We start from the raw sequence: 26,433 nt of genomic DNA on the forward strand, positions 1-26,433 counted from the left end.
GAAGAGGGGCTGCGGGTCGGACGCGGTATCAAATGGGCCAAAACGGACGAGAGCTACGACGCTTGAGCTGAGTCCCATGCACCTTAATCGCAAAGATCATGCCCACACCGTGGCTGAAGACGCGTCCACGAGCTACCAGGTGGAAAGAGGATGAGCATGGCTATCGACCACGTTGCATTGTCCCGGGAAGTCGCCCTCTTGCGGGAGCTGGCTGCCAAGAAGGTCGAGGAAGACCGGCTTCCGGCGGGACTAGAGGCTACGCGTAGAATTCGGCAGGAAATCGCCGAATTGGACCTGGACTCGAATGCCGTCGACCTGGAAACGAAGGGATATACGGTCCTTCCGCCCGGAAAAGCGGCACCGCTTGACTTCTGCCAACGCCTCAAAGAGAAAATCCTGGAGACGGACCGGCGGAAGCGGCCGAAGGCGGTCGGCGACGGAAGCCCTCGGGGCCGCCTCCTGTGGCATCTCCTGCCCACGGATCGGCTGTTTGAACAGGCGCTTATGGCACCCGCTCCGCTCGCGCTGGTGGCCTTTCTCCTCGGCTACCGCGCCAAACTCAGCCAGTGCACCGCGGCCGTTAAGGACGAAGCGTCCACCGAGCCGCTCTACTTCCACGCCGACCAGAGCCGCAAGGTTCCCGCACCCTGGTCGGCTGACGCCCAGTTCTGCACTGTCACTTGGGCACTTACCGACTACACCCGGGAGAACGGCGCCCTCTGCGTCCTGCCGGGAAGTCACAGACTCTCCACGGACGTCCCCGCATCCCATCTGGGCATGCATGACCATCCCGACGTGGAGGTTGTCGAAGCGCCCGCGGGTTCGGTCATCATCCACCACGGCGCGCTGTGGCACGGCGCGGTGCCGCGGACGGCGACGGGCGCGCGCGTCACCCTAATGCTGCCCATGGTGAGGTTCCACCTGCTGCCGCAAGAGCTCTTTTGGGCGTCCACGACCCCGGACATGATCGCGCGGAACCCCTCCCGGTTCTGCGCCCTCATGGGACTCCTCGGGTCCTGGCCGTGGGGTGCCGACGGACCCGATTCCGGTTACACCAGGCCGAGTTGGCTCACGACGAGGGAGGAGAACCGCTTCGGGTGAGCCGGTCGAGCCACAGACCAGGTGCGCGCCCCGCCCGCCCGGGCAGGCGGCTACTGCGCCGTGCCCGCCGTCCACCTCTTTGTGTTAGCCCCTGTCATCGGTAGTTCGTTAAACCCGGCGGTAGAGGTCAAGGAGTCTGCCGGCGGTGACTGCGTCGAGGAGGGCTTGGAGTTCGCGCGGCGGGTCCTGGTCGGTCCAGGCTTGCCACCAGCGGGTCAGGGTGATGGCCGGAGTGAGCCAGGAGCGGACGGCCAGTAATGCCTTGGGCCAGCAAGGCAGTTGGGGCTGGTGGGGTGTGCGGGTGCCCCCTCTCTGGCCGGTCGTCGGGACAGGCGTCCAGCGGTCCGGGTGGGGCGAAACACTGGTCCCAGCAGAAGGTGAACGCGCAGTTCACCAGCGTCTGGTGGCGGCGGATCGCGGTATCGGAGCGGACCTGAAAGTCGGCCCAGCCGAGTTCGTCCTTGATCTGTTTGTAGTTCTGCTCGGTCCAGGGCCGCAGTCCGTAGAGGCGGACGACCTCGGCGAGGTCGGCGGGCGGGTGTGGGCTGGTGGTGGCTTGCGGGGCGTCGGTGTGGGGCAGGTTGGTGGCCAGGTACCAGGTGGCCTTCCAGGGCAGACTGCCTGGGTCGGTGGTGGCCACGATCAGGCGGCAGGGACTGTCGGGGCCGTAGCCGCCCAGGCGGGCGTCGGCGGCCCACCAGGTCTGTGCCCGTCGCGGAAGTGGCGCTCGATGGGCTTCCAGTCGCCCGGATGGTCGGGGCCGGTGCTGGCCAGCGCGCGGGCGGCGTCGATCGGGGTGTGGGGCTCATTGGCGCGGGCCCAGGTGCCGCGGTGCGGCCTGAGCGCGACGACGTAGGGCAGCCCGGCGACGCGCAGGGCGAGGTACCAGGCGTCGCTGGTGGAGTAGGCGCAGTCGGTCACCACGGCCCGGCAGGCGAAGCCCGCTTCCTTCCCGCGCACGGCGAGGGCGGCGGAGAGCTGCGGCTTGGTGCGGAAGCCGGGATCGCCCCGGCCGCGGGGTAAGTGATGGGCGGGGGTGTATGGCTGCGCGTGCAGCGGGTAGTAGATCCGCCCGTCGGTCCACACCGGGGTCACCGTGACGATGCCGTTGTCGGTCTTGCCCTGTCGGCCGCCACTGCCGTCCCACGTGTGCAGTGGCCGTGCCATCCTTGCGGTCCCCGGAGTCGTCGATGACGATCACCCCGCCCTTGTGCGGCGGTCGCCTCCTGCATGCGCAGCAGCTCAAGCCGCCAGCCGTTGACTTGGTCGGCGTCCCAGGCGGCTTCGGACAGGCAGAACTGCAGCCGCTACGCTCCCCGGTCGCCGGCACCGATCACCGGCTCCGCCCCGGCCAGGCATGTGATCGTCTTGTTCCGGTCCCGCGGCGCCAGTAGCCCAGTCAGATACTCACGAAATCCCCGGCCCTGAGCCAGGCTGACGCAGAGGTCATTGAACCGGGCCGCGTACTCCTCCAACGGCCCTGGCGGGGGCGGACACGGGCGGCGGGCGGTCATCTTCGGCCCCCAGAACGGCAGTTGACTCCCACCACCGCCCTACAACCAACCGACCCCTTCGTTAACCCAGGCTACCGCCGGGTTTAACGAACTACCGGTAGCCAGGGAAGTTGGAGTTGCTCCTGCTCGAACGTGTTGTCCCGGGACGGAAGTCACGGAAATTCGAGGCTCGGCAACCTGACACGGCATCGCCACATATCATATGATCGCGAACGTATGCGCGGGGTGCGGTCCCAAAACACACGCTGATCGGCTGCAGACGCGGTGATGTTCCTGCCCGAATCGATGGCGCATCGCCCTGGTCGTGGCAGCCTAGCTCGATCGGCTCACATCGAACGCATGGCATTCTGAAAGTATCGACGACTCTTACAGCCCATGAACGGTGGAAATGACGGCGCTCAGTACTGGCAGTGCGGGACTCAACGTGACGAATCTCGATCGTTCTGTCGACTTCTATCGGCGATCGTTGGGATTCGAAGTCATTCTGCAATCGACCGGTCCCGTGAATCGATATGCACTCATGGGATCCAACGGCGCCGTCCTGCTCACCCTATGGGAACAGTCCGCCGAGCCGTTCTCGGTGAGCCGAGCCGGTCTGCATCACCTTTCCTTCGAGGCACCCACGCTTGAGACCTTGCGGGAGACCGAGAAGCGCCTCCGATCAGCGGGCGTGGCCATCCGGGACGACGACACCGGCCGTGAAGACGCCGCATCCACGGGGCAGTTGTTCTTCGCTGACCCCGACGGCATTCGGCTGGAGATCTACACGGACGATCCGGCGGTGCCTCCCGGCCCTACCCTCAGCCTTCCTCGCTGCGGCTACTTCGGCACCGCGAACGAGGAAACTGGGGACCCAAGCGGCTCCCGTACGACCCAAGGGCCGTGATGGGGCCGATGCCGAGAAATCCCTGGTTCCCCTATCCTATACGCGAGGACTCGCTTCACCTCGTGTGTCTCCCGCACGCGGGGGCGGGCGCATCCTCCTACCGGGCGTGGGCCAGGACGGCGCCGGAGGGTATGTCGGTCTGCCCGGTCCAGCCTCCCGGCCGTGAGGGGCGCGGCGAAGAGGCCGCGTACGACGACGTGGGCGCCTTCGTCCGCGATCTTGCTCCTGTCCTCTTGGCCACGGTGCCCCATCCCTTCGCGCTGTTTGGCCACAGCACAGGTGCCCTGACGGCCTACGAGTTGGCGTGCGAACTGCGTCGCCTCGGCGCACCGTCGCCGCGGCACGTCTTCGTTGCGGGCCGTCGTGCTCCGCACATCCCCATGCCCCGTACGCATCTGGCGAGCGCTTCGGTCGACGGCCTGCGTGAGATTCTCCGGAAGCTGGGCGGGACCCCGGAGGAAGTACTTGCGCAGGACGGGCTTCTGCGCCACCTGCAGCCGCTGTTGGCCGCGGATTTCCACCTAAACGAGTCCTACGAGTTCTCCGGCGATGAACCTCTGGACGTGCCCATCACCGCGTATCCGGCTCTACGTGACAGCGGGGCGGGGATCGCCGAAATGACTCCGTGGAGCCGGCACACCTCTTCCGGCTTCGATCAACTGCCGCTGGATAGCGGGCACTTTGCCGTTTTCGAACACGCGGCTCGTGTCCAGGCACACATGATGAAGCAAGTCGAACCGAGCTGAGGGCAGGTTGTGCGATGAGGTCATCCATCGGGGACAAGATGTGTTCGATGTCGGGACTGCGCATCATCATGGACGACATCGCGGCGCTGACGAGTCAGTCATCTCATGGCTGGCTGAACCTCGGCATCGGCAATCCCGCGCCCCTCCCCGAGGTGACCACCTTCTGGCAGCGGCACGTACGGCAGGCACTGGACGCCGATTTCGAAGGGCTCAGCTGCAGCTATGGCCCGTCCCGAGGGCTGCCGGTGCTCCTGGACGCGGTCGTGGAGTACTTCAACCGGCGTCTCGGTTGGTCCATCGACACCTCCAACGTCCTGGTCGGCCCGGGCAGCCAGATGCTGTGCTTCATCGCTGGAGCGCTCTACACGGGGCAGTCTGTGGCCGGTGAACGGTCCCTGGTCCTGCCGGCGCTGCCGGACTACACCGGTTACGAGGCCTCGAGTCTGCACAAGAGCCTGGTGGGCATACCCAGCGACGTTGTCTACACCGGTGCCCATCGGTTCCGCTACGAGCTGGACAGGTCGGCGGTGGAGCAGACAAAAGGCGTCGGCGTCTTCCTCGTGTCGAATCCGAGTAACCCCACGGGACGCTCGCTGACCCAGGCGGAACTCGACGCGATCGTCAAGGTCGCCGGCGGGCAGAACGCGCTGACCATCGTGGACAACGCCTACGGAGAGCCGTTCCCCGGAATCGCGGTCACCCACACGCCTCCGCCTCAGGACGAGAGCGTGCTCAACTGCTTCAGCTTCTCGAAGGCAGGGCTGCCAGGGGAGCGCCTCGGGATCGCCATCGGACCGGGCGAGGTCATCAAGGACATGGTCGCGTTCCTGGGAAACACGGTCCTCCACGCCCCTCGGCTCGCCCAGTACGCGGTGGCGCAGGCTCTCAAGAGCGGCGACGAGCTGGGTGAGCTGGTCGCGGAGACCATCCAGCCGTTCTACACGGCGCGCTGGAACCTGGCCACCGGGCTGTTCCGGGAACACTTTCCCCCGCACACACGCTGGTTCCTGCACGAGGGAACGCGCGGCATGTTCTCGTGGCTCCACATCGACGAGCTGTGGTTCGACGACCTGCGTCTGTACGCCCTCATGAAGGAGCAGCACACCTTCGTGGTGCCCGGCTCGTACTTCTTCGCGGGCTCCACGTCGCCGCTGACCGTGGAGCACGGCCGCCGGTGCGTGCGGATCAGTCTCAGCGCCAAGGAGGCGGACCTGCGTCAGGGCATCGCCCGGCTGGCGATTGCCCTGAAGGTCATGGCGTCGTAGCGCGGACGCCGAGCCGCTCTCTCAGCTGTACGGGAGTCACGTCGGTGTCGGCGGTGACCGCCCACACCACGGTCGCCCACTGGGTCAACATCTGATGGGCCTCTTCCAGGGTGAAGCAGCCGGTCGCATAGTCGGCACGCACCAGGTACTCGTCGCCCGACGCGACGACGTACTGGCACCAGTCGAATTTCGGAGAAGCGGCACCGACGTAGATGCGTTCACACCGCAGTCCGGGGAGTGTCAGCTCGCCCGGGTCGTCATCAACGACGAGAACGACCCGGCCGAGGTTCTCGCTGGAGCGCACACTGCGAGCGGATCGGAGATTGCTGCTGATAGCCGCGTACGGCGTCTGGCGGTACCGGAGTGTGGTGAGGACGTTCTTCTTTGTCGTTCCGCAGGCATCGGTGAAGGACATTGTCTCCGGCACGTGAACGCGCAGCGGCATGAGATCCGTTAGGCAGCCGAACATTCTGTCAAGTTCGGCCGCTCCGCGGCGCGAGGTAGGCGTTCCGAGGACGACATCGTCGACCCCCACCGTCGCCGAGAACGTCATGGCCATTGCTGTGGCGAACACGACGTGAGGCGTCGTCCGCAGTGTCCTGGCCGTGTCCCGCACCGCCCGGCGCGCCTCCGCCGGCAGCACCAGGCTCACCATGTCACTGCCGGTGCCCCGTCGCGGAGGTAGCGGCCGCCGGTACGGCGGAAGCTGCGGCAGCGGCGTCACGTCGGTGAGGTAGTCCGCCCAGAAGTCCAGTGCCTCCGGGTCGATGCCGGCGGCTCGCTGGGCGATCGCGTAGGCGCCGGGATCACCAGGGAGCGGAGGAAGCTCGCAGGCACGTCCTGTGACCTGCGCGGTGTAGAGAGTGCCGAGTTCCTCGGTCAGGATCGACAGCGAGACATCGTCGACGATGATGTGGTGCACTTGGACCAGCAGGACGTGGTCCAGGGGGGAGCGCTCGTACAGCGTGGCGCGATAGGCCGAGCGGGTGAGGTCCAGCGGACGGCGCCCGGCCTCGCGCAGCACCGTTTCGAGATCACCGCCCGGCCACCGCGCCAGCTCCATCTCGCAGGGCGCGTCCGGTGCGAACCGCCGTACTGTGCCGCCGTCTTCGAGGAGGAACCGGGTACGCAGCGCCGCGTGCCGCTGGACGAACGCGTTCCAGGCCCGCCACAGTGCCCCGAGGTCCAGCGGTCCTTCGATCCGCTGGGCCCAGGCTTCCAGATACGGTGATGGCTGCCGGAAAAGCTGCTCTGAGATCCAGATCGACTCTTCCTCGAACGTGAGTGGAAAGGCCTCGGTGTTCACCGGCGGCCCCGTTCGCTCAAGGCCCGCACGTCGAGCTTGCCGTTGGCACTAATCGGCAGGGCGTCAAGCCTCTCCACCGCGGCGGGGATCGCGTAGGAGGGCAGCATCGTGCCCAGCTGCCGCCGTACGTCGCGAGGGGTGAGACCGCAATGATCCGCGTCGATGCTATAGTACAGCGCGATGTGCTCGACCTGGCCGTTGCGGCCCCTGATCGCCACCGCGACGCAGGCGCGGACAGCCTCGATGCGCCGGGCGGCGCTCTCGATGTCACCCAGTTCGATCCGGTTGCCGTTCAGCTTGATCTGACGGTCGATGCGGTCGCGGTAGTGCAGTACCCCGCGCGCGTCGAAGTGCCCCATGTCACCGGTGCGGTAGGCGCGTTGGGACTCGCCGTCGATCTCGATGTCGATGAACTTCGTCCGGGTCAGGGCGCTGTCGTTCACGTACCCGAGCGCCAGTCCCGCACCGGTGGCGAGGATCTCGCCGGATTCCTCGGTGGCGGCGGGGCTGCCGTCGTCCCGGACCACGACGACACCTGTACCGGGAACCGCCTGCCCGAGCGGGATGCCTCCTGGCACCGACAGGTCGGCCGGTCCCATCCGGTGCAGAGTGGTCAGCATGCAGTTCTCTGCTGGCCCGTACCCGTTCCATATGGGGATGTCGGGGAAGCGGTCGAGGAACCTGCCCACGTGCGGGGGCGACTGCTTCTCTCCGCCGACGTAGAGGTGCTTCAGGCCCTCCAAGCCGTCGATGTCCTCGTCGACGAAGAGATTGAACAAGGAGGTCGTCAGCCAGAGAGTGTCGACCCGCTCCTCCGAGATCAGGGCCCTCAGGCGGCGGGGCATGAGGTGGTCCTCAGCCACGATCACACAGGTGCCGCCGGTGGTGAGCTGCCCCCAGAGCTCGAACGCGTACATGTCCCAAGGCAGCGGTGCCGCCTGAGGGGTTACGTGACCGGGGCCGAAGCCGTCCAGTGCGTTCGTCCCGAACATCCGGGTGACCGCCCGGTGCGTGGTGACGACTCCCTTCGAGACGCCGGTGGTCCCGGACGTGAAGAAGACCGTCGCGGGATCGTCGAGCGCGACATCGGGTGAGTCGAACGGGGCCGGGTCCGCAGCGGCGGACGCGAGGGGCTCTGGGGCTATGACCCGAATGGGTCGGCCCGCGACGTCGCCGGGCGCACGGCCCACGACGACCGGCGCGTCGAGCTGGCCGAGGATCGATGCGACCCGCGATGCCGGCCAACGGGGATCGATTCCGGTGTAAGCGGCCCCGCACGCGAGGACCCCGAGCTGTACCGCCACAAGCTGAGCCGACCGTCGAAGCATCAACGCGACGATGTCACCCTGCCGGACGCCCCATGAGGTCAGTAGACGTGCGTAGTTGTCGCCCGCCGCGGCGAGCGTGCGGTAGGAGATGCGCTCGGTGTTTTGGATCAGTGCGGTGGCGTCGGGGCTCGCCGAGGCGAGACGGCTGACGGCCAGGTGAAGGGGAAGCCGCGTCGACATTGCTTCAGCTCTCCCCGGCTGTCTTCGAGTTGGCGCCACGGAGCTCGGCGACGAAATCGACCAGTCGGTCGTTTTCGAGAAGTGCGAGGGGGTCGACGTTCAGGCCGGTCTCCTGTTCCGCGCGCGCGCAGATCCGGATCGCCTGCATCGACCCGCCGCCGAGGTCGTAGAAGCTGTCCTCCCGTCCCACCTTGTCGATGTCGAGCACCGAGGCGATAATCTCCGCGACCTGCTGCTCCAGTGCGTCGGCGGGGGGCGTGTATGGGGCGTCGGTCAGTTCGTCACGGAGGTCAGGCATGGTCGTTTTCTCTTTTCGTCGTGCCGCGGAGACGGAGCGCCAGGCGGCGGCGTACTACCGTCCCGTCCGGGAGAGGAGCTCTCGTGGCTCGACCCGGACGGAACGGGGGTCAGGCCGGACTTCCCGCTGTTCCGGGGACGAACCCAAGCGCGTCCCCGAGGAAGACCAGCGACAGTTCGAGGCATCGGGCCACCGTGTCGGCGCGACGGAACCCGTGGCCCTCACCTGCGAACGCGACGTACTGGTGTGGCACGCCGTGGCGCCCCAGCTCCGCTCGGAAGGCCTCGGCGAGCGGTGTGGGTACGATCGGGTCGTCGAGACCCTGCAGGAGAAGGACGGGTGCGTTCATGCCGTCCACGTTTCCAAGCGGTGAGCGCTGCTCGTACAGCTTGTCCATCTGTGGGAGAGGGCCGATGAGGCCGTCGAGGTAGCGTGATTCGAAGTCGTGCGTGTGCTCGGCCATCAGCCGGGCGTCGGTGACTCCGCACGAGGAGATTCCCGCCGCGAACACGTCGGTCGTGGCGAGAGCGGCGAGCACCGTCCAGCCGCCCGCACTGTGGCCCTGGACCGCCAGACGCCGGGGATCCGCTTCGCCGCTGGCGGCGAGACACCGTGCTGCCAGCGCGGTGTCGGCCACGTCGACCACACCCCACATGGCCCGCAGCCTTTCACGGTACTCACGTCCGTAGCCGGTGGAACCACCGTAGTTCACATCGAGAACGCCGATCCCGCGGCTGGTCCAGAACGCGATGCTCGCGGTGCCCAGGACAGTGGACCGGCCTGTCGGACCACCGTGGGCCATCACCACGTACGGAGGACACTCGCCAACCGGCCCGTGGACCTTCGGATGATGTGGCCCGTAGACGATGGCATGGACCTCGCGGCCTTGCTCGTCGATGAACGTGCGCGGCTGGGCGGGGGAGAGGTACTCGGCGGATGGGAATCCCTCGGTGAGGAGCCGGACCGGAGAGACGTCACCCGTTTCCAGGTCCACCTGGCGCAGGCCCCGGGGCTGACGGGCGCCGCCACCGACGATCAGGGCCCGCTTTCCGTCGGCCTCCACATCGACCAGTGTCACGGTTTCCAGACCGGGCAGTCCAAGGTCGCGGACAGCGCCCGTGACGATGTCGATAAGACAGAGCCTGTCGATCCCCTGTGTGCGAACGGCGAGTAGACGGTTGCCGGGAAGCACGCCGAACCAGCGGGGACGGAGCTTCCAGAGCGGACCGCCGACCTCGTGTTCCCCGGGATGCAGGGCTTCGAGGCCGTTAGGACCGAGTGTGATCCGATAGAGGTTCCACCAACCGGATCGATCGCTGATCACGGCGAGCGAATCACCGTCCAGCCACTCCGGTTGCAGGACCGACTCCGTCGCCGACCCGAGTACAACGCGGGACTCGCCGTACCGGCCGTGGTGGTCGCGATCGGCGAGCCGCAGGTGAGTGCCGTCCCACGGCATCTGCGGATGTTCCCAGGAAATCCACACGAGACGGGAGCCGTCCGGCGATTGGCGGGGGAAGGCGACAAACCGGGAGCCTCCGGCCAGGCGTCGGACATCGTCGACGCCGTCGACTGGTACGGCCACGATGTCACGGACGACGTCCTCCGAGGTGTGTGTTTCCCGCACACAGATGACATGGGATCCGTCATGGCTCGCGGAGAGGTCACCGAAGCGCACCGAGAGCGGCGGAGCGGCGGCCGGGGTGAGCGGTTCCGGCGACCCGTCCGGGGAGAGGAGGTAAAGCCGCTGGTCGTCGTACTGGACGAAGACAAGAGTGCTGCCGACCACGGTCCATGCGCCGCCGCCATACTCATGGACTCGTGAACGGACGTCCCACGGCGGAGCGAGCAGGTCTTCGATGGCACCGTCGGGTGACCGGCGGCAGACCGTCACCCGGCCACCCTCGTCGGGGCGACTCTCCGCCCACCACGGCTGACCCTGTACGTACTGGGCGCCGTCACCAAGCGAGGCTGAGGCCGCCGCAACGCCCCGCGGGCTGACTGGTGATGGCCACGAGCCGTAGGGCAGTGCCTTACTGATCTCCATGCTTCCCTCAAATGGCATTTGGACCATAATTGTTGGACGTATGCGGCTAGCAAGACTCCCTTCGGGAGCCGAGCTTGCCATAGCGGACCATCGGACGGTGGATGCGGCGTTCGTGTCAAACCAGCAACTCGGGCACCGAGTTGAGGCGCTCGATTCAGCCCAAGGATCTGTCGGGCGGTCAATTGGGCGGAAACCCCAATATGTTCGCTCATTGAGGATGCTAGCTGACGCGTGAAGCTTTGAAGTAACCCGTGCGTATACATAGTTGATGCTGTCGATGGTGGCGGAGTCTGCGGCTTCAGGGTAGAGCTTGACCTCAACCAGTACGCTGATGCCCACTGGTTCGCGTCATCGCGGCGAACGCGCATCCTCCTCCCTGGTCCTGATGGGTCGTCACAGGCCATGCGGTGAAAGAGCTTCAGATCGAGAGGATCACGGCTATGCCCTGTGGATCTTGCGCGCTAGGATCTGGCATTGGCAATGTGGATCGTAACGGGGGTGTGACTGCCATGGCCGACAGTAGGGCTCCGGGGGGCTGCGCTGGCGCAGCCTCGGTTCTCGACATCCTGGTGGCAGTTGCCGCACAGCAACCGGCTTCTTCGGCCGTTGCGGGCGAATGGGGGCATCTTACTTACGAGGAGCTGCTTGAGCGCTCCGGAAGGCTCGCCGCTGAACTAAGCGCCACCGGAGTAGGCCCCGGCGACCGTATTGTCGTGGTGCAACCGCCATCGCCGTCGATGATTGTGTCGGTGGTCGCCGTAATGGCCGTTGGTGCGGCGTACGTTCCCGTCGATCCCTCGCAGCCCGAGGCGCGCATCCGTGCGATCGTCGAGGATTCTGAGGCTGTGGCCGTCTTGTCTGATATGGGTAAGGCGCTGCCGTATTTGGCGAATTCGGGTGTGCCCGTAGTATCCGACCCCATGGCCGCGGCGAGTCGGCGTCAGCCGGAATGGAAGAGTCCCGATCCCGATGGTGTCGCATACGTCGTCTATACGTCAGGCAGTACCGGCGAGCCCAAGGGCGTACTCGTCAGCCACCGTCAGCTCGCCTACTCGACGTCGGCCCGCCGGGCGGTGTATCCGGACGTCGCCTGTTTCCTTCTGGTGTCGCCCCTCGCATTCGATTCGTCGGTGGCGGGCATCTGGGGCACTCTGACCTCCGGTGGATGCCTCGTCGTCGCATCCGATCAGCAGCGGCGTGACCCGGCCGAACTGGCCGTTTTGATCGACCGCTTCGAGGTGAGTCATACGCTGATGATTCCCGCGATGTACCGGATGGTCATCGACTCTGCAGTCTCCGGCCAGGGAAATCTGGCCTCGCTACGGACAGTCACGGTGGCTGGCGAAGCGCTGGACGATTCACTGATTCACCGGCACTTCGAGGTCGTTCCCGGCGCCGAGTTGGTGAACGAATACGGCCCAAGCGAAGCCACGGTATGGGCGACCTTCCGCCGGTACTCGGAGCCCGCCCCTTCGACGATCGGGCAGCCCGTGCCCGGCACTCGTGTGTACGTGCTCGACGAGCAGCGGAACCCGGTGGGCGAGGGAGAAGCCGGGGAGTTGTGCATCGCCGGCCCGGGAGTGGCGCTCGGATACCTGAACCGTCCGGCGGCCACCAACGCTGCCTTCGTCGCGGATCCGTGGGGTAAGCCGAATGAACGCCTCTACCACACCGGTGACTTGGTACGCTGGAACGAGACAGGCGAGCTGGATTTCCTCGGGCGCATCGACCGGCAGGTGAAACTGCGCGGCCAGCGTTTGCAGCTCGAGGCCGTGGAACTGGTTCTGCACGCCGTGGAGGGCGTCGCGGACGCTGCGGTGCTCACCGATGCCGAACGTACCGCACTGATCGCGCATCTACGGGTGGACGAGGGCGCCGACGAGGCCACCGTACGAAAGGCCGTCGCGGAGGTCGTACCCGCGGAGTACCGGCCCGACCGTATTCACCTTCACGCTCACTTCCCCGTCACGACCAACGGAAAGGTCGACCTGGCGCTTCTGGAACGGACGGTCCAGGAAACCGGGACGCAGGGGAAGGCGAAGGGGTATCCGCAGAATTCCGAGGATCTGACCGAGCAGGTCATCGCGGCCTGGCGAGAGGTTCTCGGGGTGGACAGCGTTCCGCCGGACGTCAATTTCTTCGATCTCGGCGGAAGTTCGCTGACGCTCATGAAGTTGCAGGGCGCGCTTGAACGCCATACGGGACGACACGCAACCGTCGTGTCCCTTTTCCGGCACACGACGGCCACCGCGCAGGCAAAGGTCCTCCTAGAGGGGGGCGGCACCGGAATGACTGACCGCGGTGACCGCGTCCGGCGGCAGGCGCGGCGCCGGATGCGGTCGGAGGGAGACCGCATATGACCGTCACCCAGGACTGGCTCCGGTGCGTGACGCCCCGACCGGAAGCCGCTGTCCGACTGATCTGCCTGCCGCACGCAGGCGGATCGGCGTCCTTTTACTCCGCCTGGGGCGCGCGGCTTCCGCAGGCCGAGGTGCACGCCGTGGCCTACCCCGGCAGGGCCCACCGCTTCGACGACCCGCTGGCCGAGGACCTGGTAGAGATGGCCCGTGAGATCGCGGCCGCGATCGAACCGCTTGCTGACCGGCCGTTGGCCCTGTTCGGCCACAGCATGGGTGCCGCCGTCGCACTCGAAACGGCGCGGGCGCTGGAAGCGGCCGATGTCTCCCTAGCGCACCTGTTCGCATCCGGATCGCGCAACGGTCCTCTTCCCGGCTCCCTGCCGCCCCCGTCGGAGGATCCGGCGGAACTGATGCAGCAACTCGTCCGGCTCGGCGGCACCGACCCCGAGCTCGCCGAGGACCCCGACTTCCAGGAACTCGTGCTGCCCTACGCCTTGGGCGACGGAAAGCTGTTCCACGCGTACCGGATGAGTTCCGAGCCGTTGCTGCGCTGCCCGGTGACCTGCGTCGTCGGCGATGCCGACGCCAACGCCGACATCCGTCCCTGGGCGGAGATCGCGCCCTCGGGGTTTGCCGAGCGCACCGTCGCGGGCGATCACTTCTACCTCTCCGAGTCACCTCCCGACGAGATCCTCGTGGCCGCCTTGGCTGGCCAAAGCGAAGGACAGGACGCATGAGCCACACCGCACCCCACACAGACGTAAGCGAGTCGTCGGCGCGTGTACGCGACTCGAACTACGTATGGCATCCGTGGTCCCGCAACGAGGTCGAATGCGACCGACTGATGATCGCCCGAGGTGAGGGCGCACGGGTCTGGGACACCGCGGGTCGCGAGTACATCGACGCCTCTTCCCTCAACTCGACGGTCGGTTACGGCAACGAAGAGGTCATCGCCGCCGCGACGGAGCAGCTCCGCACCTTGCACGGCGTCGACATGTCGGCGACCAACCACCCGGTCGCCGGCCGTCTGGCCGAGGCCATCGCCGGGTACCTGCCCGAGGGTCTGTCGCGCACCCTGCTGCTCAACAGCGGTTCGGAGGCCATCGAGGCCGCCCTGATGATCGCTTCGTGCTACCGGCAGATCACCGGTGACCCCCGTAACCGGGTGATCACCTTCGCGCTGGGATATCATGGTTCGACGGTCCTGACCCGGACGCTCAGCGGACTGGTGCCGACCGGCCACCCGTTCCACCAGCCGATCGAGGTCACCAGGGTCACGCTGCCGCTGCCGGCGGCGGAACTGAGGCATCCCGAGGCCACCAAGGCGCTGGTGGCCGCCTTCGCCAAGGCCCTCGCTGGCGCTGGCGACGCCCCTCTCGCGGTGGTGATCGAGCCGTTCCTGAACGTCGGCGGAGGCATCGTGCTGCCGCCGGGCTTCCTCACCGAGCTGCGCGACCTGTGCGACCGAAGCGGTGCTCTACTCATCCTCGACGAGATCTTCACCGGCTACGGTCGCACCGGGCAGATGTTCGCTTTCCAGTACGAGGACGCTGCACCGGACATCCTTGTGTCGAGCAAGGGCCTGGGTGGCGGATACGTGCCCATCTCGGCGGTGACGGCGCGGCAGGACATCTACGCGGCCTTCGCCGACGACGAGATTATCGGCGGTCTGCGGTACGGGCACACCACCGCCGGGCACGCCACCTCCAGTGCGGTCGCGATCGCGACTCTCGGGGTCATGGAACGTCAGGGGCTCGTGCAGAACGCCGACGACCGGGGCCGCGAACTGCTGAAGCTGATCGAGCCGCTGCGTTCTCTGCCCGGAGTGGTGGACACGCGCGGGCTCGGCCTGGTGGGTGTGGTGGAGATGACCGACATGGCCGCCGCGGCCGCTCTGGTCGTCAGCTGCCAGGAGAACGGGCTGATGGTGCGGCAACAGGCCGGCTCCGTCCTGCTCTGCCCGCCGCTGACCATCACGAGCACCGAGGTCAAGGAGATCGCTGAGCGGATCACCACCGCGACCCGGTCGCTCGCATCGGAGCTGTCCATATGAGCGCAGACATCGATCCTGATTCCTCGCTCCACGTCCAGGCGGCGATCAGCACGAAGCGTGCCGGACAGGCGCTGACCGAGGAATCGGTGCGACGCATGGTGCACGACTTCATCGACGGCCGGATCGCCGACTACCAGATGTCGGCATGGCTGGCGACCGTCGCGTGCACGGGCATGAACCTGAACGAGACGGCCGCGCTGGCCCTCGCCTACGTCGACACTGGCAGGCGGCTCCAGCTAGGTGACCTGACCCGTCCGGTGGTCGACAAGCACAGCACGGGCGGGGTGGGAGACAAGGCCACCCTGATCGTCGCCCCCGTGGTCGCCGCGTGCGGCGTGCCCGTCGTCAAGCTGAGCGGACGCGGGCTCGGATACGCAGGCGGGACGGTCGACAAGCTGGAGTCGGTTCCCGGCCTTCGGCTCGCGCTGGACGCCGATGAGCTGCGGAGCATCGCGGCCGAGGCCGGCATGGTGATCGCTGGGCAGAGCGACGAACTGGCCCCGGGAGACGCCGTCACGTACTCCCTGCGCGATGTGACGGCGACGGTGGAGAACATCCCGCTGATCGCCGCCAGCATCATCAGCAAGAAGCTGGCGGTGGGTGCCGACTGCGTCGTCCTCGACGTGAAGTACGGTGACGGTGCCCTCATCGCCGACTACGACAACGCGGCCGAACTCGCCCGCACCATGGTCGGTCTCGGTCAGCGCCTCGGCCTCCGGTGCGAGGCCCTACTCACCGACATGACCCAGCCGATGGGCCGAGCGGTCGGCAACGCGCTGGAGGTCAAGGAAGCACTCGCGGTGCTCGGAGGACAGCACGTCAAGGGGGTTTCCGAGACCTGCGCGCTACTCGCCCGCATCATGCTTCAGAGCGCCCACCCGGACGTGTCGGACGAGGTCGCCGACGAGCGGATCGCCCAGGCGATTTCCTCCGGTGCCGCGCTCGAACAGTTCCTGCGCTGGGCAGGCATTCAGGGCGCGGACAGAGCCGCCCTGGAACGCCCGGAACTCCTGCCGACCGCGCGCGACGTCACGGAGGTCCGTGCCGACCGCGAGGGCTGGGTCCACGAGGTCTCCGCGCGCCGCATCGGGGGAGCCGCGCTGCGCGTGGGCGCCGGCCGGATCTCAGCGGACGCCGCTCTCGATCACGGGGCGGGGATCCTGGTGAACCACCGCATCGGTGACCACGTGACGGCCGGCACCGTGCTGGCAGAGATCCACCACAACGGCGGCGATGCGCGCCAGGCCGTCGACGAGGTCGCCCGGGCCTTCGTCATCCGTGATCAGCAATGCACACCACCCCTCGCGGTGCGGGACCGCATCCGGTCGAACGACGTGGCGGACGCTCCGTGAACGAGACGAGAGATGCCTTGACCATGCACGACACCGAGTCGTACATCGCCGATCTGACACGTGTCGCCGCGCGCATCACGGCGGCTTTCGCCCACCTGCCGGACCAGCCGCTGCCGGTCCGCGGTGCCGCGGAGTTGTCCGGCAACCCCGGCGAGGAGCTGGCGCGCCAGTACAGAGCGCATGGCTTCGCGATCATTGAATTCACCGACGAGAGGGTCACCCAGGACACCCATTTGCTGGCGTGCAAGGCGCTCGGCCTGGGTGAGCCGTTCGTCCCGCAGCTGTACACCCTGGGGAACCGCGTCGCTCCGCGAGTCTCGGTTATCTCGGCCAGCGCGAACGTCGGAACCGAGGCGGAGAAGCATCCGTCGTTCGGCCGCTCCGTGGGCCAGGAGCTGCACGTCGACGGCACGCTCCAGCCCATGGGGATGATCAAGGCCACCCTGATGTCCTGCCAGACACCGGCGGCGCACGGCGGGGTCAACACCTTCTTCGACTCGGTGGGGGCCTACGCCGAGCTGGTACGCACCGACCTTCAGGCCGCCCTCGCCTTGGCGAACCCGCGGGTGCTGGTGCGGCGCGCCAACATCAACGGCAGTGACGAGGCGAAGACCGGTCCCGTGTACGCGGTGATCGAAGACCAGCTCGTCGGTCATTACTGCATGACCGACACCGACTCCATCCAGGTGGTCGACGACGTGTCCCAGGAGGACCTTGAGCGTGGCCTCGCGGCCATCGCCGAGGCGGCCCGGCCGGGAACGCCGTACTTCCGCACGCTCACGCTACGGGGGAACCAGGCCGTGATCTTCGACAACACACGGGTCTCGCACGGGCGTACGGCCTACGAGGACTCCTCCGGCAACCGGCGGTGCCTGTTCCGGACGCTGCACGTCCGGCACCCGCAGGCGGCGTGGGTGTCATGACGGCCGTCGAGAACCTCCGGGTCCCGCCGGTCGACGACGAACTGGACGGGCCGCTGCGGGACATCTTGAGCCGCCGTCCGTCGTCCATCACCCCCGATCGCATCCTGACCGACCGGAAACGCATCGGCGAGGCGAAGCTGAGCGACGCTGAGGTGAGCCGGGACGGCGCCTTCACGATCACGACGGAGAAACTCCTCGAACGCGATCCCTCGGGCGCGGTCGCGGCACTGATCGCGCGGCCCACGGGCGTGGCCGGGCTGCTGCCCGTCGCGTACAGCATTCATGGCGGAGGGATGTTCGCCGGTCACAATCGGAGTGCCGAGCTCGCCCGCGAACTCGACCAGGCTCAGGAACTGGGCATGGCGGTGGTGAGCATCGACTACCGGCTGGCGCCCGAGCACCCCGACCCGACTCCCGTCGACGACTGCTACGCGGGCCTGGTCTGGGTGATCCGGAACGCGGCCCGGTTTGGGCTCGACCCGGACCGCGTCGTCGTCACCGGGGCCAGCGCCGGAGGCGCTCTGGCCGCTGGCATCGCGCTGAAGGCGCGGGACTCCGGAGGTGTGCCGATTCTGGGGCAGCTGCTGCTCTGCCCCATGGTCGACGACCGGGTCGACTCGTGGTCCTCCCGCCAGATGGACGGACACGGGATCTGGGACTCCACGTCGAGCGTCACGGGCTGGACCGCGCTGCTGGGCGACCGCAGGGGTGGGCCCGACGTGTCGCCCTACGCTGCCCCGGCCCGGGCCGCCTCCGTGGCCGACCTGCCGCCCGCGTACGTGGAGGTCGGCGCGTTCGAGGCACTGCGCGACGAGACCATTGCGTACGCGGCACGCATCAGCGCCGAAGGCGGTGACGCCGAGCTGCACGTGTGGGGAGGGGCCTTCCACAGCTTCGACGAGTGGGTGCCCGAGGCGAGGGTCTCCCACACGGCCCGGCGCGCACGGGCGGACTGGCTGCGGCGGCTGTTCGCGGCCGCGGACGAGCGCGCGGAGCGCGCTCGACCGAGTTCTCAGGAGAGCTAGGCGCTCTTCTCTGGAATGGCTGCTGCCGCGGCGGCAGTAGCACGTATGAACGACAGGAAAGTGAGTGCGATGACCGACGCCGAGAACAGAGGAAACCGTCCCGTTCTGAAGGGGCTCTGGGAAATGACCGATGGGTCGGGCAGCCGTGTGGCGGACTCGTCCGGCAACGGTCACACCCTCGTGGCCACCAGCGAGCCGCGCTGGGTGAGCGGGCCCGAGGGCATGGCGGGAGCCATTTCCTTCGGCAATTCGCTGAGCCTGGCCAGCGAGAACGGTGCTGTGGTGACCGACCAGAGCTTCAGCGTGGCCGCCTGGCTGCGTCTGGACAGCGCCCTCACCGGTGCCGAGCTGCGCTTTCCGACGGACTGGTATGCCTGGACAGCCGTCGCGCAGAGCGGCTCGTACCACAGCCCGTTCTACCTCGGGGTGCGGAACATCGAGTACGGCGGTGAGGGCACCGGTGACTTCCACATGCACTGGAACTTCACCGCCGCCCCGATCGACGGCTCGGACGACGGCCCGGTGGACTGGGTGCACGCGTATTCCTCCAAGGAACTCACGTCAGCAGAGCTCGACCAGTGGGTGTTCGTCGTGGGCGTGTACGACCTAGAGGCAGGCGCCGCGCGTATCTACGTGCCGACGCACGCCGACCGGGGCGAGGAGAAGCTCCCGGCCGACTGGCCGAAGTGGAACGGCGACCTGAGCGTCCAGCTCGGCCACGCCTGGTTCCGCGACGAGTACGTCGACCAGTGGCCCGGTTCGGTCGGACCAGTGCGGATCTACTCCGGTGTGCTGACCGAGGCCGACGCGACGAGCTTGTTCGAGCGCGGCCTGCTCGCGGGCGAGTAGCGGGGACCGTTCACTGTGAGGAACGACGTAGGCCGTCGCCCCGAGCTTTCGCGCGGGGCGACGGCCTCGGGCCGCGAGGGGCCACTGTCCTGGCAGCAAGAGGGCCGGCTGCGCCGGGACTTCCTGCGCGGCGGCGAGCGAGCGCTGAACCTCGTCATGGCCTTGCCACTGAACGAGGAACTGACCGACGAGGAGGTCCGCCGTCGTCTGGACCGCATCACAGCGCGACAGGACGCCATGCGGATCGTCGACCTGTCGCTGGACGAGGGAAGGCTCCGCTACGCGGACGAGATCGAACTTCCCCTGCGTTCGGTGGACCTGGCATCGCGCAACGAGCTGAACGCCTTCGTCCACCAGTCCGAACGCACTGCCTTCGACTGCTCGAACGGACCGCTGTGGAACGCCGCGCTGGTCACCTGCGCGGACGGCTCGGCCGGGCTGGCCAGGTATCTGGTGGCTGGCATGGACCACCTGATCTCCGACGGCATGAGCCAGCAGGCGTTCACCGATCTCATGCTGGCGCCGACGCCCGTGGACGTGCCTGCCGGCTCGCACTACGACTGGGTGCGATGGCAGCGCGAGGCATTTCCGCATCCCTCCGAAGGGATCGGGCTCTCCCACGATTTCTGGGCGGGCCGTCTGACGAACACCACCCCCGACCAGGCTCTCCAGGTGCCTTTCTGCATCGCACCGGACGGTGAGCTGAGCGGTCGGGTGTGGAGCCTGCGGCGACCGGCACCGGTTCCGGCGTCCCGACTGAAGCGGACGGCGGCGCGGATCCGTACGACGCCGTTCGTGCTCATCCTCGGAGCGGTGGCGTCCACGGCCGTCGCGATGGGCGCCGAGCCGGACGTCACCCTCCGCGTCAATATGACCGGTCGACCGATGGCGCACCTGGACACGTTGGGCTGCTTCTCCGACAACATGCCGGTGCGGTTGAGCGGTCCGGACCTGAACGACCCGCGGACCGCCGTGCGGCACGCGCGAGAGACCTGGATGCGTTTGGTGCCCCACCAGACGACACCGTGGGACTACTTGCTGGAGGCCTTCGGCGGGCCTGGCGACGACACGCTCACGCGTCGGCCGGCGCAATGGCTGGTTAACTACATGCCGTGGGAGCAGCCGTCCCACGGGCTGCCGCCCGAAACGACGTCCAGCGAGTACAAGTCGTCCATGGGGACGTTCCAGGTCGTCGCCATGATGTACGACGACGACACCTGTCGTCTGGAGTGCGAGTTCGATCCCACGCGGTTCGACGTGGCCGGGGGCGAGGAGTTCATGTCCCGGCTGTGCTCGACCCTCGTGGATCTCTGTGGGCAGCTGACCAGCTGAGAACCGAGCCGGGGCTCCCCGCCGTCATGGCGCAGAGCCCCGGCTGTCGTCCGGTCAGCGTGGCATCGCCTGGAACCACAGGGCACGCTCGCGGGGGTCGGTCCCGGATCGCGGGCGCGTCGGCACGTCATCCCCCTGGACCGGCGTGTAGTGGTCCGGCTGGCTGGTCAGCACGCCCTCGCCCCCGGTGATGTTGGGCAGAGTGGCGGCGAGTTCCGCGATATGTGCGGAAGGGATGAAGCCGACCAGGCGGGTGTAGCCGAGGGAGTCCGTGACGGACTCAATGGTCGCGCCGAGTTGGCCCAGCGCCGACATCAACACCCGCAGCGTCGACTCCGGTGTCTCCAGCTCGAACCGCTCGATCGGCTGGCAGACCTGTGTTCTGGCCATTTCGAGGCAGGACATGACGACGACGGGCGCCAGATTGCGGAAGTCGGCGCCGACCGTGGACATCGCCTTGTTGAAGCTCTGATGCGCGTGGCTCTGCCGCGGGCAATAGCCGGACGCCGTCATGGTCACCTTGCAGTCCGTGACGGCCCAGCCGTGCAGGCCCTGCTCGAGAGCCCACCGCACGCCCTCTTCGCAGGCGCTGATGAAGGCCGCCGGCAGGTTTCCCCGCTCGATGCCCGGATGGAACGTGATCCCGCTGCCGGGAGCGTCGGACTCCAGCCTCAGACCGAGCGTGGCAAGGTAGGGATTCCCGTCCTTCTCCATCTCCTCGAAGGCGGTAGCCGAGCCGAGCACGCGCTCGATGCAGATCACCGAGGTGTCACGGAAGACAGTGCGTACGCCGAAACGCTCCTCCAGGACGGTGACGACCACTTCCTTCTGCACCTCGCCGTGGATGCGGATCCGTGCGCTGCCGTCGAGGTCGTCGAGCCGCGGCTCGATGAGGGGGTCCTCGTCGCCGAGGATGCTGAGCGCGGTGAACAGCGCGCCGCGTTGGGTGGGGTCGACGGGCTCCAGGGCCGCGACCATCGTCGCCGGCGGGAACTTCGGAAGCCGCCTCGGCGGCGGGTTTCCGATGACGTGCCCGATGCGCGCTGTCGACAGGCCACGTACTGCGACGATGTCGCCGCTGGCCGCCCGGCGTGCGACTGCGAGCCCTCCCGGCCCGGGCACCCGGAGCTCGGTGACGCGTTCCGCCTTGGTGGCCGACACCGGCACGGTGTCGCGGACTGCCAGTTCGCCGCTCCACAGGCGCATCCAGACCCGTCGGCCGCGTTCGTCGTGATCGACGGAGAAGACGGTGGCCGACCGGTCGGTGCCGGACTCGTTGACTGGCTCAAGCAGCGTGGTGATCGCGTGCTGGAGGTCTTCCATCCCGGCGCCTGTGAAGGCTGAGCCGCAGAACACTGGGAACAGAGTTCCGGCTGGCACCGCGCGTCGCATCGCCGCGTGGACGTGCTCCGGAGCGATCTCCTGACCGTCGAGCCACGCCTGCATCAACGCGTCGTCCACGTCGGCGACCGTCTCCACCACGGACGGGTGGTCGAAGGGCAGCGCTTCGGCGCTGGCGTCCGATCCGCCCTGGCCTGTCGCCCGACTCAGCAGCACGGTGGCCGGCGAGAGCCGGCGGCGAATCTGCTCGACGACGCGGTTGGCGTCGGCGCCGCCACGGTCGATCTTGTTGATGAACAGCAGTGTGGGCACGTTGATCCGGCGCAGTGCCCGCCAGAGGATGACGGTCTGCGACTGCACGCCCTCGACGGAGGAGAGCACGAGCACCGCGGCGTCCAGCACGTGCAGGGACCGCTCCACCTCGGCGATGAAGTCCGGGTGTCCCGGCGTGTCCAGGATGTTGACGGGAACGTCACCGATCTGGAGCGAGGTCACCGCCGCACGGATGGTGATGCCTCGGCGGCGTTCCAGATCCATCGAGTCGGTGCGGGTGGTGCCGTCATCCACGCTGCCGATGTGGTCGACCACTCCCGCCTCGAACAGGAGACGTTCGGTGAGACTTGTCTTCCCGGCATCGACGTGCGCCAGGATTCCGAGATTGATCGGGGGCATAAAGCTCCATCGATTAGTGCGAACTCACAGTCACATACCGTCAGAACAACCGTAGTTGAAAGGAGGTTCCCTTCCCTCTTCTCGTCGGCCTTCCGGTCTTTGTATTGTGTGGGTGGTTCCGGATGCTCCGTGTCCACCGGAACCGTCTTCGATCCCTTGTGAGGATGGTTCCGTGCCCCAACCGCTATTGTTCCCCACCGAATTCAGCCAAGTGATCGGCATCGACGCGGGGGGAACGAAGACGGACGTGGCTCTCGTTGATGCACGGGGATCCGTGCTGGCGACGGCCCGTGGCGCCGGCATGCAGGAGACGGAGCCGAAGACTGTCTGGCTCGATCGTCTCGCGGACCTCGTCGGTCGGATCGGCGGCGGTCAGGAGCGTACCGTCGTCAGTGCCTGTATGGCGCATTTGGACCTCCCTGAGGAAGAGGACGAGTTCGCCTCCCTGTTGCGGGCGAAGCCCTGGGCCGACGATGTGCTGGTACGCAACGACACCCTGGCGGTGCTGCGCGCCGGCGTACCGGACGAGGGTGTGGCGGTGGTCTGCGGCACCGGCATCAACTGTGCCGGGGTCGGACCGAACGGACGTCAGGTCCGGTTCCTCGCGTTCGGGGACCGGTCCGGCGACTGGGGTGGCGGTAACGACCTGGGCATGGCTGCCCTGTGGTACGCGATGAGGGCCGAGGACGGGAGGGGCGAGCCTACAGCGCTCGTCCAGGCCCTGCTAGATCACCTAGCCCTGGACTCGATGCGCGAGGTGGCTGTGCGGTTGCGCGACGAGCGGCTCACCACCGTGGACGTGCGCCACTGCACGCCCGTCCTCCTCGAAATCGCCGAGAAGGGCGATCCGGTGGCGAAGGCTCTCGTTCGCCGTCAGGGCGAGGAGATCTGCGCCATGACACGGGTGGCCATGGACCGCCTCGGCGTCAGAGAGCGGGGGACGACGGTGCTCCTCGGCGGGAGCGTGCTGGCCGCGCGCAATCCCGTATTGCTGTCGACGATCGAGGAGGGCGTCGCGGCGTTCTCGCCCTCCTCGACCATCGTCGTCATCGACACCGATCCCCTGGTCGGCGCTGTCATGCTCGGGCTCGACCGGCTGGGTGCCGGTACCGAATCGGAGCAGGCGGTGCGGCAGGCCTTCGCCCAGAGCGCGGTGTCACGCCCCTGAATACGGAATCCGGGTCCTGTCCGGGATCGACGGGCCTCTCAGCGGTCGCCGGTGTGCAGCGCGGCATCGCGCGCCACCCGCTTGGCTTCAGTGACGACACCTGACAGGTACGGCTCCGGCAGTCGCCAAATGGACTCCTCCAGCCACACGGTCGAGAACTCCTGTGAGCGGAAGGGCACCGAAAGCCCCGTCAGCGGAAGGACAGTGACATGCTCGGTGAGGTCGAACCCCGTGGTGTGCTCGACGCCGACCGGCTTGTCGGTCCGATCGAGCGGAATGCCGAAGCGTGCCGCCCGCTCGCCCTTGACAGTGCCCACGGCCAGGCCGAGCGTTCTGGCGCCACTGGCGGCTGCCAGCGCGTCCAGGTACTCCGGCCATGCCGAGTTGGCGCGCGTGTCGCCGATGAAGCGGCACAACTCAACATCGCGGCGCGGCCACTTGGCCAGGAAGCGCTCGTAATTCCGCCCCTCCGTCCGCTGGTTGGCCAGCGGATCCCGGGCGTGCGGCAGGTGCAGCGCGTACACCTGGGGGGACAAGGTGATCGGCAGTCCGCTCGCGCACACCCGGAAGCCCCATTCCAGGTCATCCACACCCCAGCCGCGGAAGGTCTCGTCGAAGTAGAGGTTCCGGGCGACGACGGCTGTCCTCGGCACGGCGATCAGCCCGGTCCAGGCAAAGGCCCATGGGATGTTGTGGGGGACCTGGAAACGCGGGTCGGCCGGCCAGCCCGGTGCCGAGGCGAGCTCCTCCAGCGCCGCGAGATGGTCGCTGTAGGGGCGCAGTTCGACGGTCTCGACCGGGCCGTCCTCGTTGTTCGCGTAGCCGACCACCTGCCCGACCACACAGGTCTGCTGACCGAAGGCGAAATGCCGGTCGTACAGATCGCGCAGCGCCGTCGGCGGGAGCAGGGTGTCGGCGTCCATCTGGACGATGACCTCGCCTGTCGCGCTGCGCATGGCGAGGTTGCGCGCCAGAGGGATATGAAAATCACGCGACGAGTTCACCGTGACGATGTCCAGGCGGCCCTCGAGCTGAGCGCACAATTCGGTGAGACCGGTGCTGTATTCCATTGCGCCGATGACGACTTCAAACTCAGACGGGCCCATCGCCTGATGGGCCAGAGCTTCGAGCGCGATACGGAGATTGTCCAGTCGCGCCTTATAGGGTATGCATACACTGAGTTTCATCAATTCCCTCTCGCCTGGGCGCAGTTGTATGCGAAGTGGTGAGTAGAAACAGTCTGTTCAAAGCCGATGAGTGAATCCGGAGTAAATGATGAGTGCCCCGAGCGTGGATCTCAGCCGCTATCGAACGGTGGTCGTGTCGCCGCATTTCGATGATGCTGCCCTTTCGCTGAGCGCGGTTCTGATGACCGCCCCTGGACCAGTCGCCGTGGTGACGGTTCACGGCGGGCGGCCGCCGGCTGGCGTGAAGGTGTCGTCGTGGGACTACGACTGTGGATTCTCGGCACCCGAGGACGCCTACGAGACGCGGGTGCGGGAGGACGCCCTCGCCTGTGAGTGCCTGGGTGCCGACCAGATCCTTCTGGTGAACCCGGACAGCCCCTACCGCCAGCCGGACGAGCCGCTCGTAGGACTGGACGAGCTTGTCCGCCGGGCGGCCGCGACTGCCGACCTCTACTTGCCCGCGGGGATCAACCAGCCGGACCACGGCCGAGTCCGTGACCAGTCGATAGCCGCGCTCGGGACGGACAGCGGCGTCCGCCCGTTCTTCTACGCCGACCTGCCGTACGCCGCGGCTCTGTCCAGTTACGCCGACGAGGGAAGCACGTTCCTGACGTCGCCGGAGGCATGGCCGTCCGAGGTGCGTGTGCTCGGCGGGCGCTACGAGCACGGGCTCGATCTCCCGCGCGGCGTCCCGGTCACCGGGAAGCTGTGGGAGGCCAAGCGGCGCGCCGTACTGTGTCACGCCTCGCAACTGTCGCTGGTGGCGTGCATGGACGAGGTCGCCGTGCCGCAGCCGCTGCTCGGGGTCGACGGCCTCCTCGCCCTGGAGGTCGTCTGGCGTCCTTCGGCGGGCTGACCTCCCAGCGGCATCAGACTTCGGCGGCCGGATCGAGGGGTGAGGAAGGGCGAACCCTTCCTCACCGTTGAGTTCGACGGGAGCCTCGCCCTGAACCGTCACCCGGAAGCCACTTCGGTGCTGTGTGTCGTAGTAGAGGACGGTGTAGCGCACGGTCGCCTGGCTGTCCCAGATGGCCAGGTCGCCAGCATGGGCTGCCGTGTTGGCCCAGATCGTGTCGCCCCCGACCGGCGGGCAGACGATGTTATGCAGGAACGCGAAAGCCGGCGGCGCCTCGATGAAGGTGAGATCCGTGAGCCAGTAGTTCGCCTGGGTGCCGTCGCCCCGGGAGTCCATCAGCCGCACGTGCGGGTGAACCGCTGACGCCTGATAAATGGGATGCCCCGGAGTGAGCGGACCGAATTGACCGGCGAAGGCGCTGAGGCTCTCGTAGTCGAGATGCTGACCTCGAATGAAGATCACCTTGTGGGCCAGCAGCGCCGAGCGTACGGCCACCACAGCGGCTTCCGAAAGCGGCGCGGCAGCATCCACGCCCTCCACCTCAGCGCTGCTGAATCCTGCCAGCCTTCGAACCACGATCGGCCCGACACAGCTCTCTGTGTCGGTGAATTCACTGTCCAGTAGTGACACGGCCGTCGAACTCC

21 protein-coding genes and 1 pseudogene are annotated in these 26,433 nt (G+C 67.4%); 14 read left to right on the plus strand and 8 right to left on the minus strand.

Features of this window, described 5'->3' with window-relative positions; genetic code table 11:
* Positions 1–156: 156 nt before the first annotated feature.
* On the plus strand, positions 157–1,101 hold the full coding sequence (locus ABZ848_RS35535) for a phytanoyl-CoA dioxygenase family protein (protein WP_360838638.1): 945 nt from the start codon (positions 157–159) through the stop codon (positions 1,099–1,101).
* A gap of 642 nt (positions 1,102–1,743) precedes the next feature.
* On the opposite strand, the gene ABZ848_RS35540 is transcribed toward ABZ848_RS35535, so the two are convergent.
* Entirely contained in the window at positions 1,744–2,268 is a 525-nt protein-coding gene (locus ABZ848_RS35540) for a transposase (protein ID WP_360838640.1), read from the minus strand.
* Positions 2,269–3,039: 771 nt separating this feature from the next.
* Between ABZ848_RS35540 and ABZ848_RS35545 the strand changes: the two genes are divergently transcribed.
* From ABZ848_RS35545 to ABZ848_RS35555, 3 genes are read left to right on the plus strand one after another with little or no spacing between them, the layout of a single operon-like run.
* On the plus strand, positions 3,040–3,501 hold the full coding sequence (locus ABZ848_RS35545; protein ID WP_360838641.1) for a VOC family protein: 462 nt from the start codon (positions 3,040–3,042) through the stop codon (positions 3,499–3,501).
* 8 nt (positions 3,502–3,509) lie between these two features.
* Positions 3,510–4,247 carry a thioesterase domain-containing protein gene (locus tag ABZ848_RS35550; RefSeq protein ID WP_360838724.1) on the plus strand — a complete coding sequence of 246 codons (738 nt, stop codon included), beginning with the start codon at positions 3,510–3,512 and terminating at the stop codon, positions 4,245–4,247.
* A 47-nt stretch (positions 4,248–4,294) separates the two neighbouring features.
* Complete coding sequence (locus ABZ848_RS35555; protein ID WP_360838643.1) at positions 4,295–5,512, plus strand: aminotransferase class I/II-fold pyridoxal phosphate-dependent enzyme; 1,218 nt, start codon at positions 4,295–4,297, stop codon at positions 5,510–5,512.
* Here ABZ848_RS35555 and ABZ848_RS35560 read toward each other — a convergent pair.
* From ABZ848_RS35560 to ABZ848_RS35575, 4 genes are all read right to left on the minus strand, one after another.
* On the minus strand, positions 5,499–6,818 hold the full coding sequence (locus ABZ848_RS35560; RefSeq protein WP_360838644.1) for a condensation domain-containing protein: 1,320 nt from the start codon (positions 6,816–6,818) through the stop codon (positions 5,499–5,501). The two genes, ABZ848_RS35555 and ABZ848_RS35560, sit on opposite strands and share 14 nt — an antisense overlap.
* Positions 6,815–8,326: an amino acid adenylation domain-containing protein gene (locus ABZ848_RS35565; protein ID WP_360838646.1), complete on the minus strand. Its 1,512-nt coding sequence runs from the start codon at positions 8,324–8,326 to the stop codon at positions 6,815–6,817. The genes ABZ848_RS35560 and ABZ848_RS35565 overlap by 4 nt, the downstream gene beginning before the upstream one ends.
* Before the next feature lie 4 nt (positions 8,327–8,330).
* On the minus strand, positions 8,331–8,624 hold the full coding sequence (locus ABZ848_RS35570; RefSeq protein ID WP_360838648.1) for a phosphopantetheine-binding protein: 294 nt from the start codon (positions 8,622–8,624) through the stop codon (positions 8,331–8,333).
* Positions 8,625–8,733: 109 nt separating this feature from the next.
* Entirely contained in the window at positions 8,734–10,671 is a 1,938-nt protein-coding gene (locus ABZ848_RS35575) for a prolyl oligopeptidase family serine peptidase (RefSeq protein ID WP_360838650.1), read from the minus strand.
* Positions 10,672–11,180: 509 nt separating this feature from the next.
* On the opposite strand from ABZ848_RS35575, the gene ABZ848_RS35580 reads away from it, so the two are divergent.
* From ABZ848_RS35580 to ABZ848_RS35615, 8 genes are all read left to right on the plus strand, one after another.
* Complete coding sequence (locus ABZ848_RS35580) at positions 11,181–13,031, plus strand: non-ribosomal peptide synthetase (protein WP_360838652.1); 1,851 nt, start codon at positions 11,181–11,183, stop codon at positions 13,029–13,031.
* Positions 13,028–13,768 carry an alpha/beta fold hydrolase gene (locus ABZ848_RS35585; protein WP_360838654.1) on the plus strand — a complete coding sequence of 247 codons (741 nt, stop codon included), beginning with the start codon at positions 13,028–13,030 and terminating at the stop codon, positions 13,766–13,768. Before ABZ848_RS35580 ends, ABZ848_RS35585 begins: the two co-directional genes overlap by 4 nt.
* Positions 13,765–15,084, plus strand: a complete 1,320-nt coding sequence (locus ABZ848_RS35590; RefSeq protein ID WP_360838656.1) for an aminotransferase class III-fold pyridoxal phosphate-dependent enzyme — start codon at positions 13,765–13,767, stop codon at positions 15,082–15,084. The genes ABZ848_RS35585 and ABZ848_RS35590 overlap by 4 nt, the downstream gene beginning before the upstream one ends.
* Positions 15,081–16,436, plus strand: a complete 1,356-nt coding sequence (locus ABZ848_RS35595; RefSeq protein WP_360838657.1) for a thymidine phosphorylase — start codon at positions 15,081–15,083, stop codon at positions 16,434–16,436. The genes ABZ848_RS35590 and ABZ848_RS35595 overlap by 4 nt, the downstream gene beginning before the upstream one ends.
* Positions 16,437–16,459: 23 nt before the next feature.
* Positions 16,460–17,359: a TauD/TfdA family dioxygenase gene (locus ABZ848_RS35600; RefSeq protein ID WP_360838659.1), complete on the plus strand. Its 900-nt coding sequence runs from the start codon at positions 16,460–16,462 to the stop codon at positions 17,357–17,359.
* Positions 17,356–18,384: an alpha/beta hydrolase fold domain-containing protein gene (locus tag ABZ848_RS35605; protein WP_360838661.1), complete on the plus strand. Its 1,029-nt coding sequence runs from the start codon at positions 17,356–17,358 to the stop codon at positions 18,382–18,384. The genes ABZ848_RS35600 and ABZ848_RS35605 overlap by 4 nt, the downstream gene beginning before the upstream one ends.
* 123 nt (positions 18,385–18,507) lie before the next feature.
* Positions 18,508–19,233, plus strand: a complete 726-nt coding sequence (locus ABZ848_RS35610) for a LamG-like jellyroll fold domain-containing protein (RefSeq protein WP_360838663.1) — start codon at positions 18,508–18,510, stop codon at positions 19,231–19,233.
* 15 nt (positions 19,234–19,248) lie between these two features.
* Entirely contained in the window at positions 19,249–20,565 is a 1,317-nt protein-coding gene (locus ABZ848_RS35615; protein WP_360838665.1) for a condensation domain-containing protein, read from the plus strand.
* A gap of 54 nt (positions 20,566–20,619) precedes the next feature.
* Here ABZ848_RS35615 and ABZ848_RS35620 read toward each other — a convergent pair whose 3' ends face one another.
* Positions 20,620–22,578 carry a translation factor GTPase family protein gene (locus ABZ848_RS35620; RefSeq protein ID WP_360838666.1) on the minus strand — a complete coding sequence of 653 codons (1,959 nt, stop codon included), beginning with the start codon at positions 22,576–22,578 and terminating at the stop codon, positions 20,620–20,622.
* Positions 22,579–22,750: 172 nt separating this feature from the next.
* Here ABZ848_RS35620 and ABZ848_RS35625 point away from each other — a divergent pair, with 172 nt between their 5' ends.
* Positions 22,751–23,746 (plus strand): BadF/BadG/BcrA/BcrD ATPase family protein, encoded by a 996-nt coding sequence (locus tag ABZ848_RS35625; protein ID WP_360838667.1) that lies wholly within the window; start codon positions 22,751–22,753, stop codon positions 23,744–23,746.
* Positions 23,747–23,784: 38 nt separating this feature from the next.
* On the opposite strand, the gene ABZ848_RS35630 is transcribed toward ABZ848_RS35625, so the two are convergent.
* Positions 23,785–24,933 carry a glycosyltransferase gene (locus ABZ848_RS35630; RefSeq protein WP_360838669.1) on the minus strand — a complete coding sequence of 383 codons (1,149 nt, stop codon included), beginning with the start codon at positions 24,931–24,933 and terminating at the stop codon, positions 23,785–23,787.
* 88 nt (positions 24,934–25,021) lie between these two features.
* Here ABZ848_RS35630 and ABZ848_RS35635 point away from each other — a divergent pair, with 88 nt between their 5' ends.
* On the plus strand, positions 25,022–25,789 hold the full coding sequence (locus tag ABZ848_RS35635; RefSeq protein ID WP_360838670.1) for a PIG-L family deacetylase: 768 nt from the start codon (positions 25,022–25,024) through the stop codon (positions 25,787–25,789).
* Positions 25,790–25,930: 141 nt separating this feature from the next.
* Here the strand turns inward: ABZ848_RS35635 and ABZ848_RS35640 are convergent.
* A pseudogene (locus tag ABZ848_RS35640) lies at positions 25,931–26,419 on the minus strand (TauD/TfdA family dioxygenase); the annotation flags it as partial.
* Between the last annotated feature and the right edge of the window lie 14 nt (positions 26,420–26,433).

Source organism: Streptomyces sp. NPDC047081 (assembly GCF_040643775.1).
In the GTDB taxonomy this organism is placed as follows: Bacteria; Actinomycetota; Actinomycetes; order Streptomycetales; family Streptomycetaceae; genus Streptomyces.

Bases quoted from the DNA above. Each gene is read 5' to 3' on its own strand.
- ABZ848_RS35535 (WP_360838638.1), top strand. From the start codon at position 157: ATGGCTATCGACCACGTTGCATTGTCCCGGGAAGTCGCCCTCTTGCGG.
- ABZ848_RS35540 (WP_360838640.1), bottom strand. From the start codon at position 2,268: ATGGCACGGCCACTGCACACGTGGGACGGCAGTGGCGGCCGACAGGGC.
- ABZ848_RS35550 (WP_360838724.1), top strand. From the start codon at position 3,510: ATGCCGAGAAATCCCTGGTTCCCCTATCCTATACGCGAGGACTCGCTT.
- ABZ848_RS35555 (WP_360838643.1), top strand. From the start codon at position 4,295: ATGTCGGGACTGCGCATCATCATGGACGACATCGCGGCGCTGACGAGT.
- ABZ848_RS35565 (WP_360838646.1), bottom strand. From the start codon at position 8,326: ATGTCGACGCGGCTTCCCCTTCACCTGGCCGTCAGCCGTCTCGCCTCG.
- ABZ848_RS35570 (WP_360838648.1), bottom strand. From the start codon at position 8,624: ATGCCTGACCTCCGTGACGAACTGACCGACGCCCCATACACGCCCCCC.
- ABZ848_RS35575 (WP_360838650.1), bottom strand. From the start codon at position 10,671: ATGGAGATCAGTAAGGCACTGCCCTACGGCTCGTGGCCATCACCAGTC.
- ABZ848_RS35580 (WP_360838652.1), top strand. From the start codon at position 11,181: ATGGCCGACAGTAGGGCTCCGGGGGGCTGCGCTGGCGCAGCCTCGGTT.
- ABZ848_RS35585 (WP_360838654.1), top strand. From the start codon at position 13,028: ATGACCGTCACCCAGGACTGGCTCCGGTGCGTGACGCCCCGACCGGAA.
- ABZ848_RS35590 (WP_360838656.1), top strand. From the start codon at position 13,765: ATGAGCCACACCGCACCCCACACAGACGTAAGCGAGTCGTCGGCGCGT.
- ABZ848_RS35595 (WP_360838657.1), top strand. From the start codon at position 15,081: ATGAGCGCAGACATCGATCCTGATTCCTCGCTCCACGTCCAGGCGGCG.
- ABZ848_RS35600 (WP_360838659.1), top strand. From the start codon at position 16,460: ATGCACGACACCGAGTCGTACATCGCCGATCTGACACGTGTCGCCGCG.
- ABZ848_RS35605 (WP_360838661.1), top strand. From the start codon at position 17,356: ATGACGGCCGTCGAGAACCTCCGGGTCCCGCCGGTCGACGACGAACTG.
- ABZ848_RS35610 (WP_360838663.1), top strand. From the start codon at position 18,508: ATGACCGATGGGTCGGGCAGCCGTGTGGCGGACTCGTCCGGCAACGGT.
- ABZ848_RS35620 (WP_360838666.1), bottom strand. From the start codon at position 22,578: ATGCCCCCGATCAATCTCGGAATCCTGGCGCACGTCGATGCCGGGAAG.
- ABZ848_RS35630 (WP_360838669.1), bottom strand. From the start codon at position 24,933: ATGAAACTCAGTGTATGCATACCCTATAAGGCGCGACTGGACAATCTC.
- ABZ848_RS35635 (WP_360838670.1), top strand. From the start codon at position 25,022: ATGAGTGCCCCGAGCGTGGATCTCAGCCGCTATCGAACGGTGGTCGTG.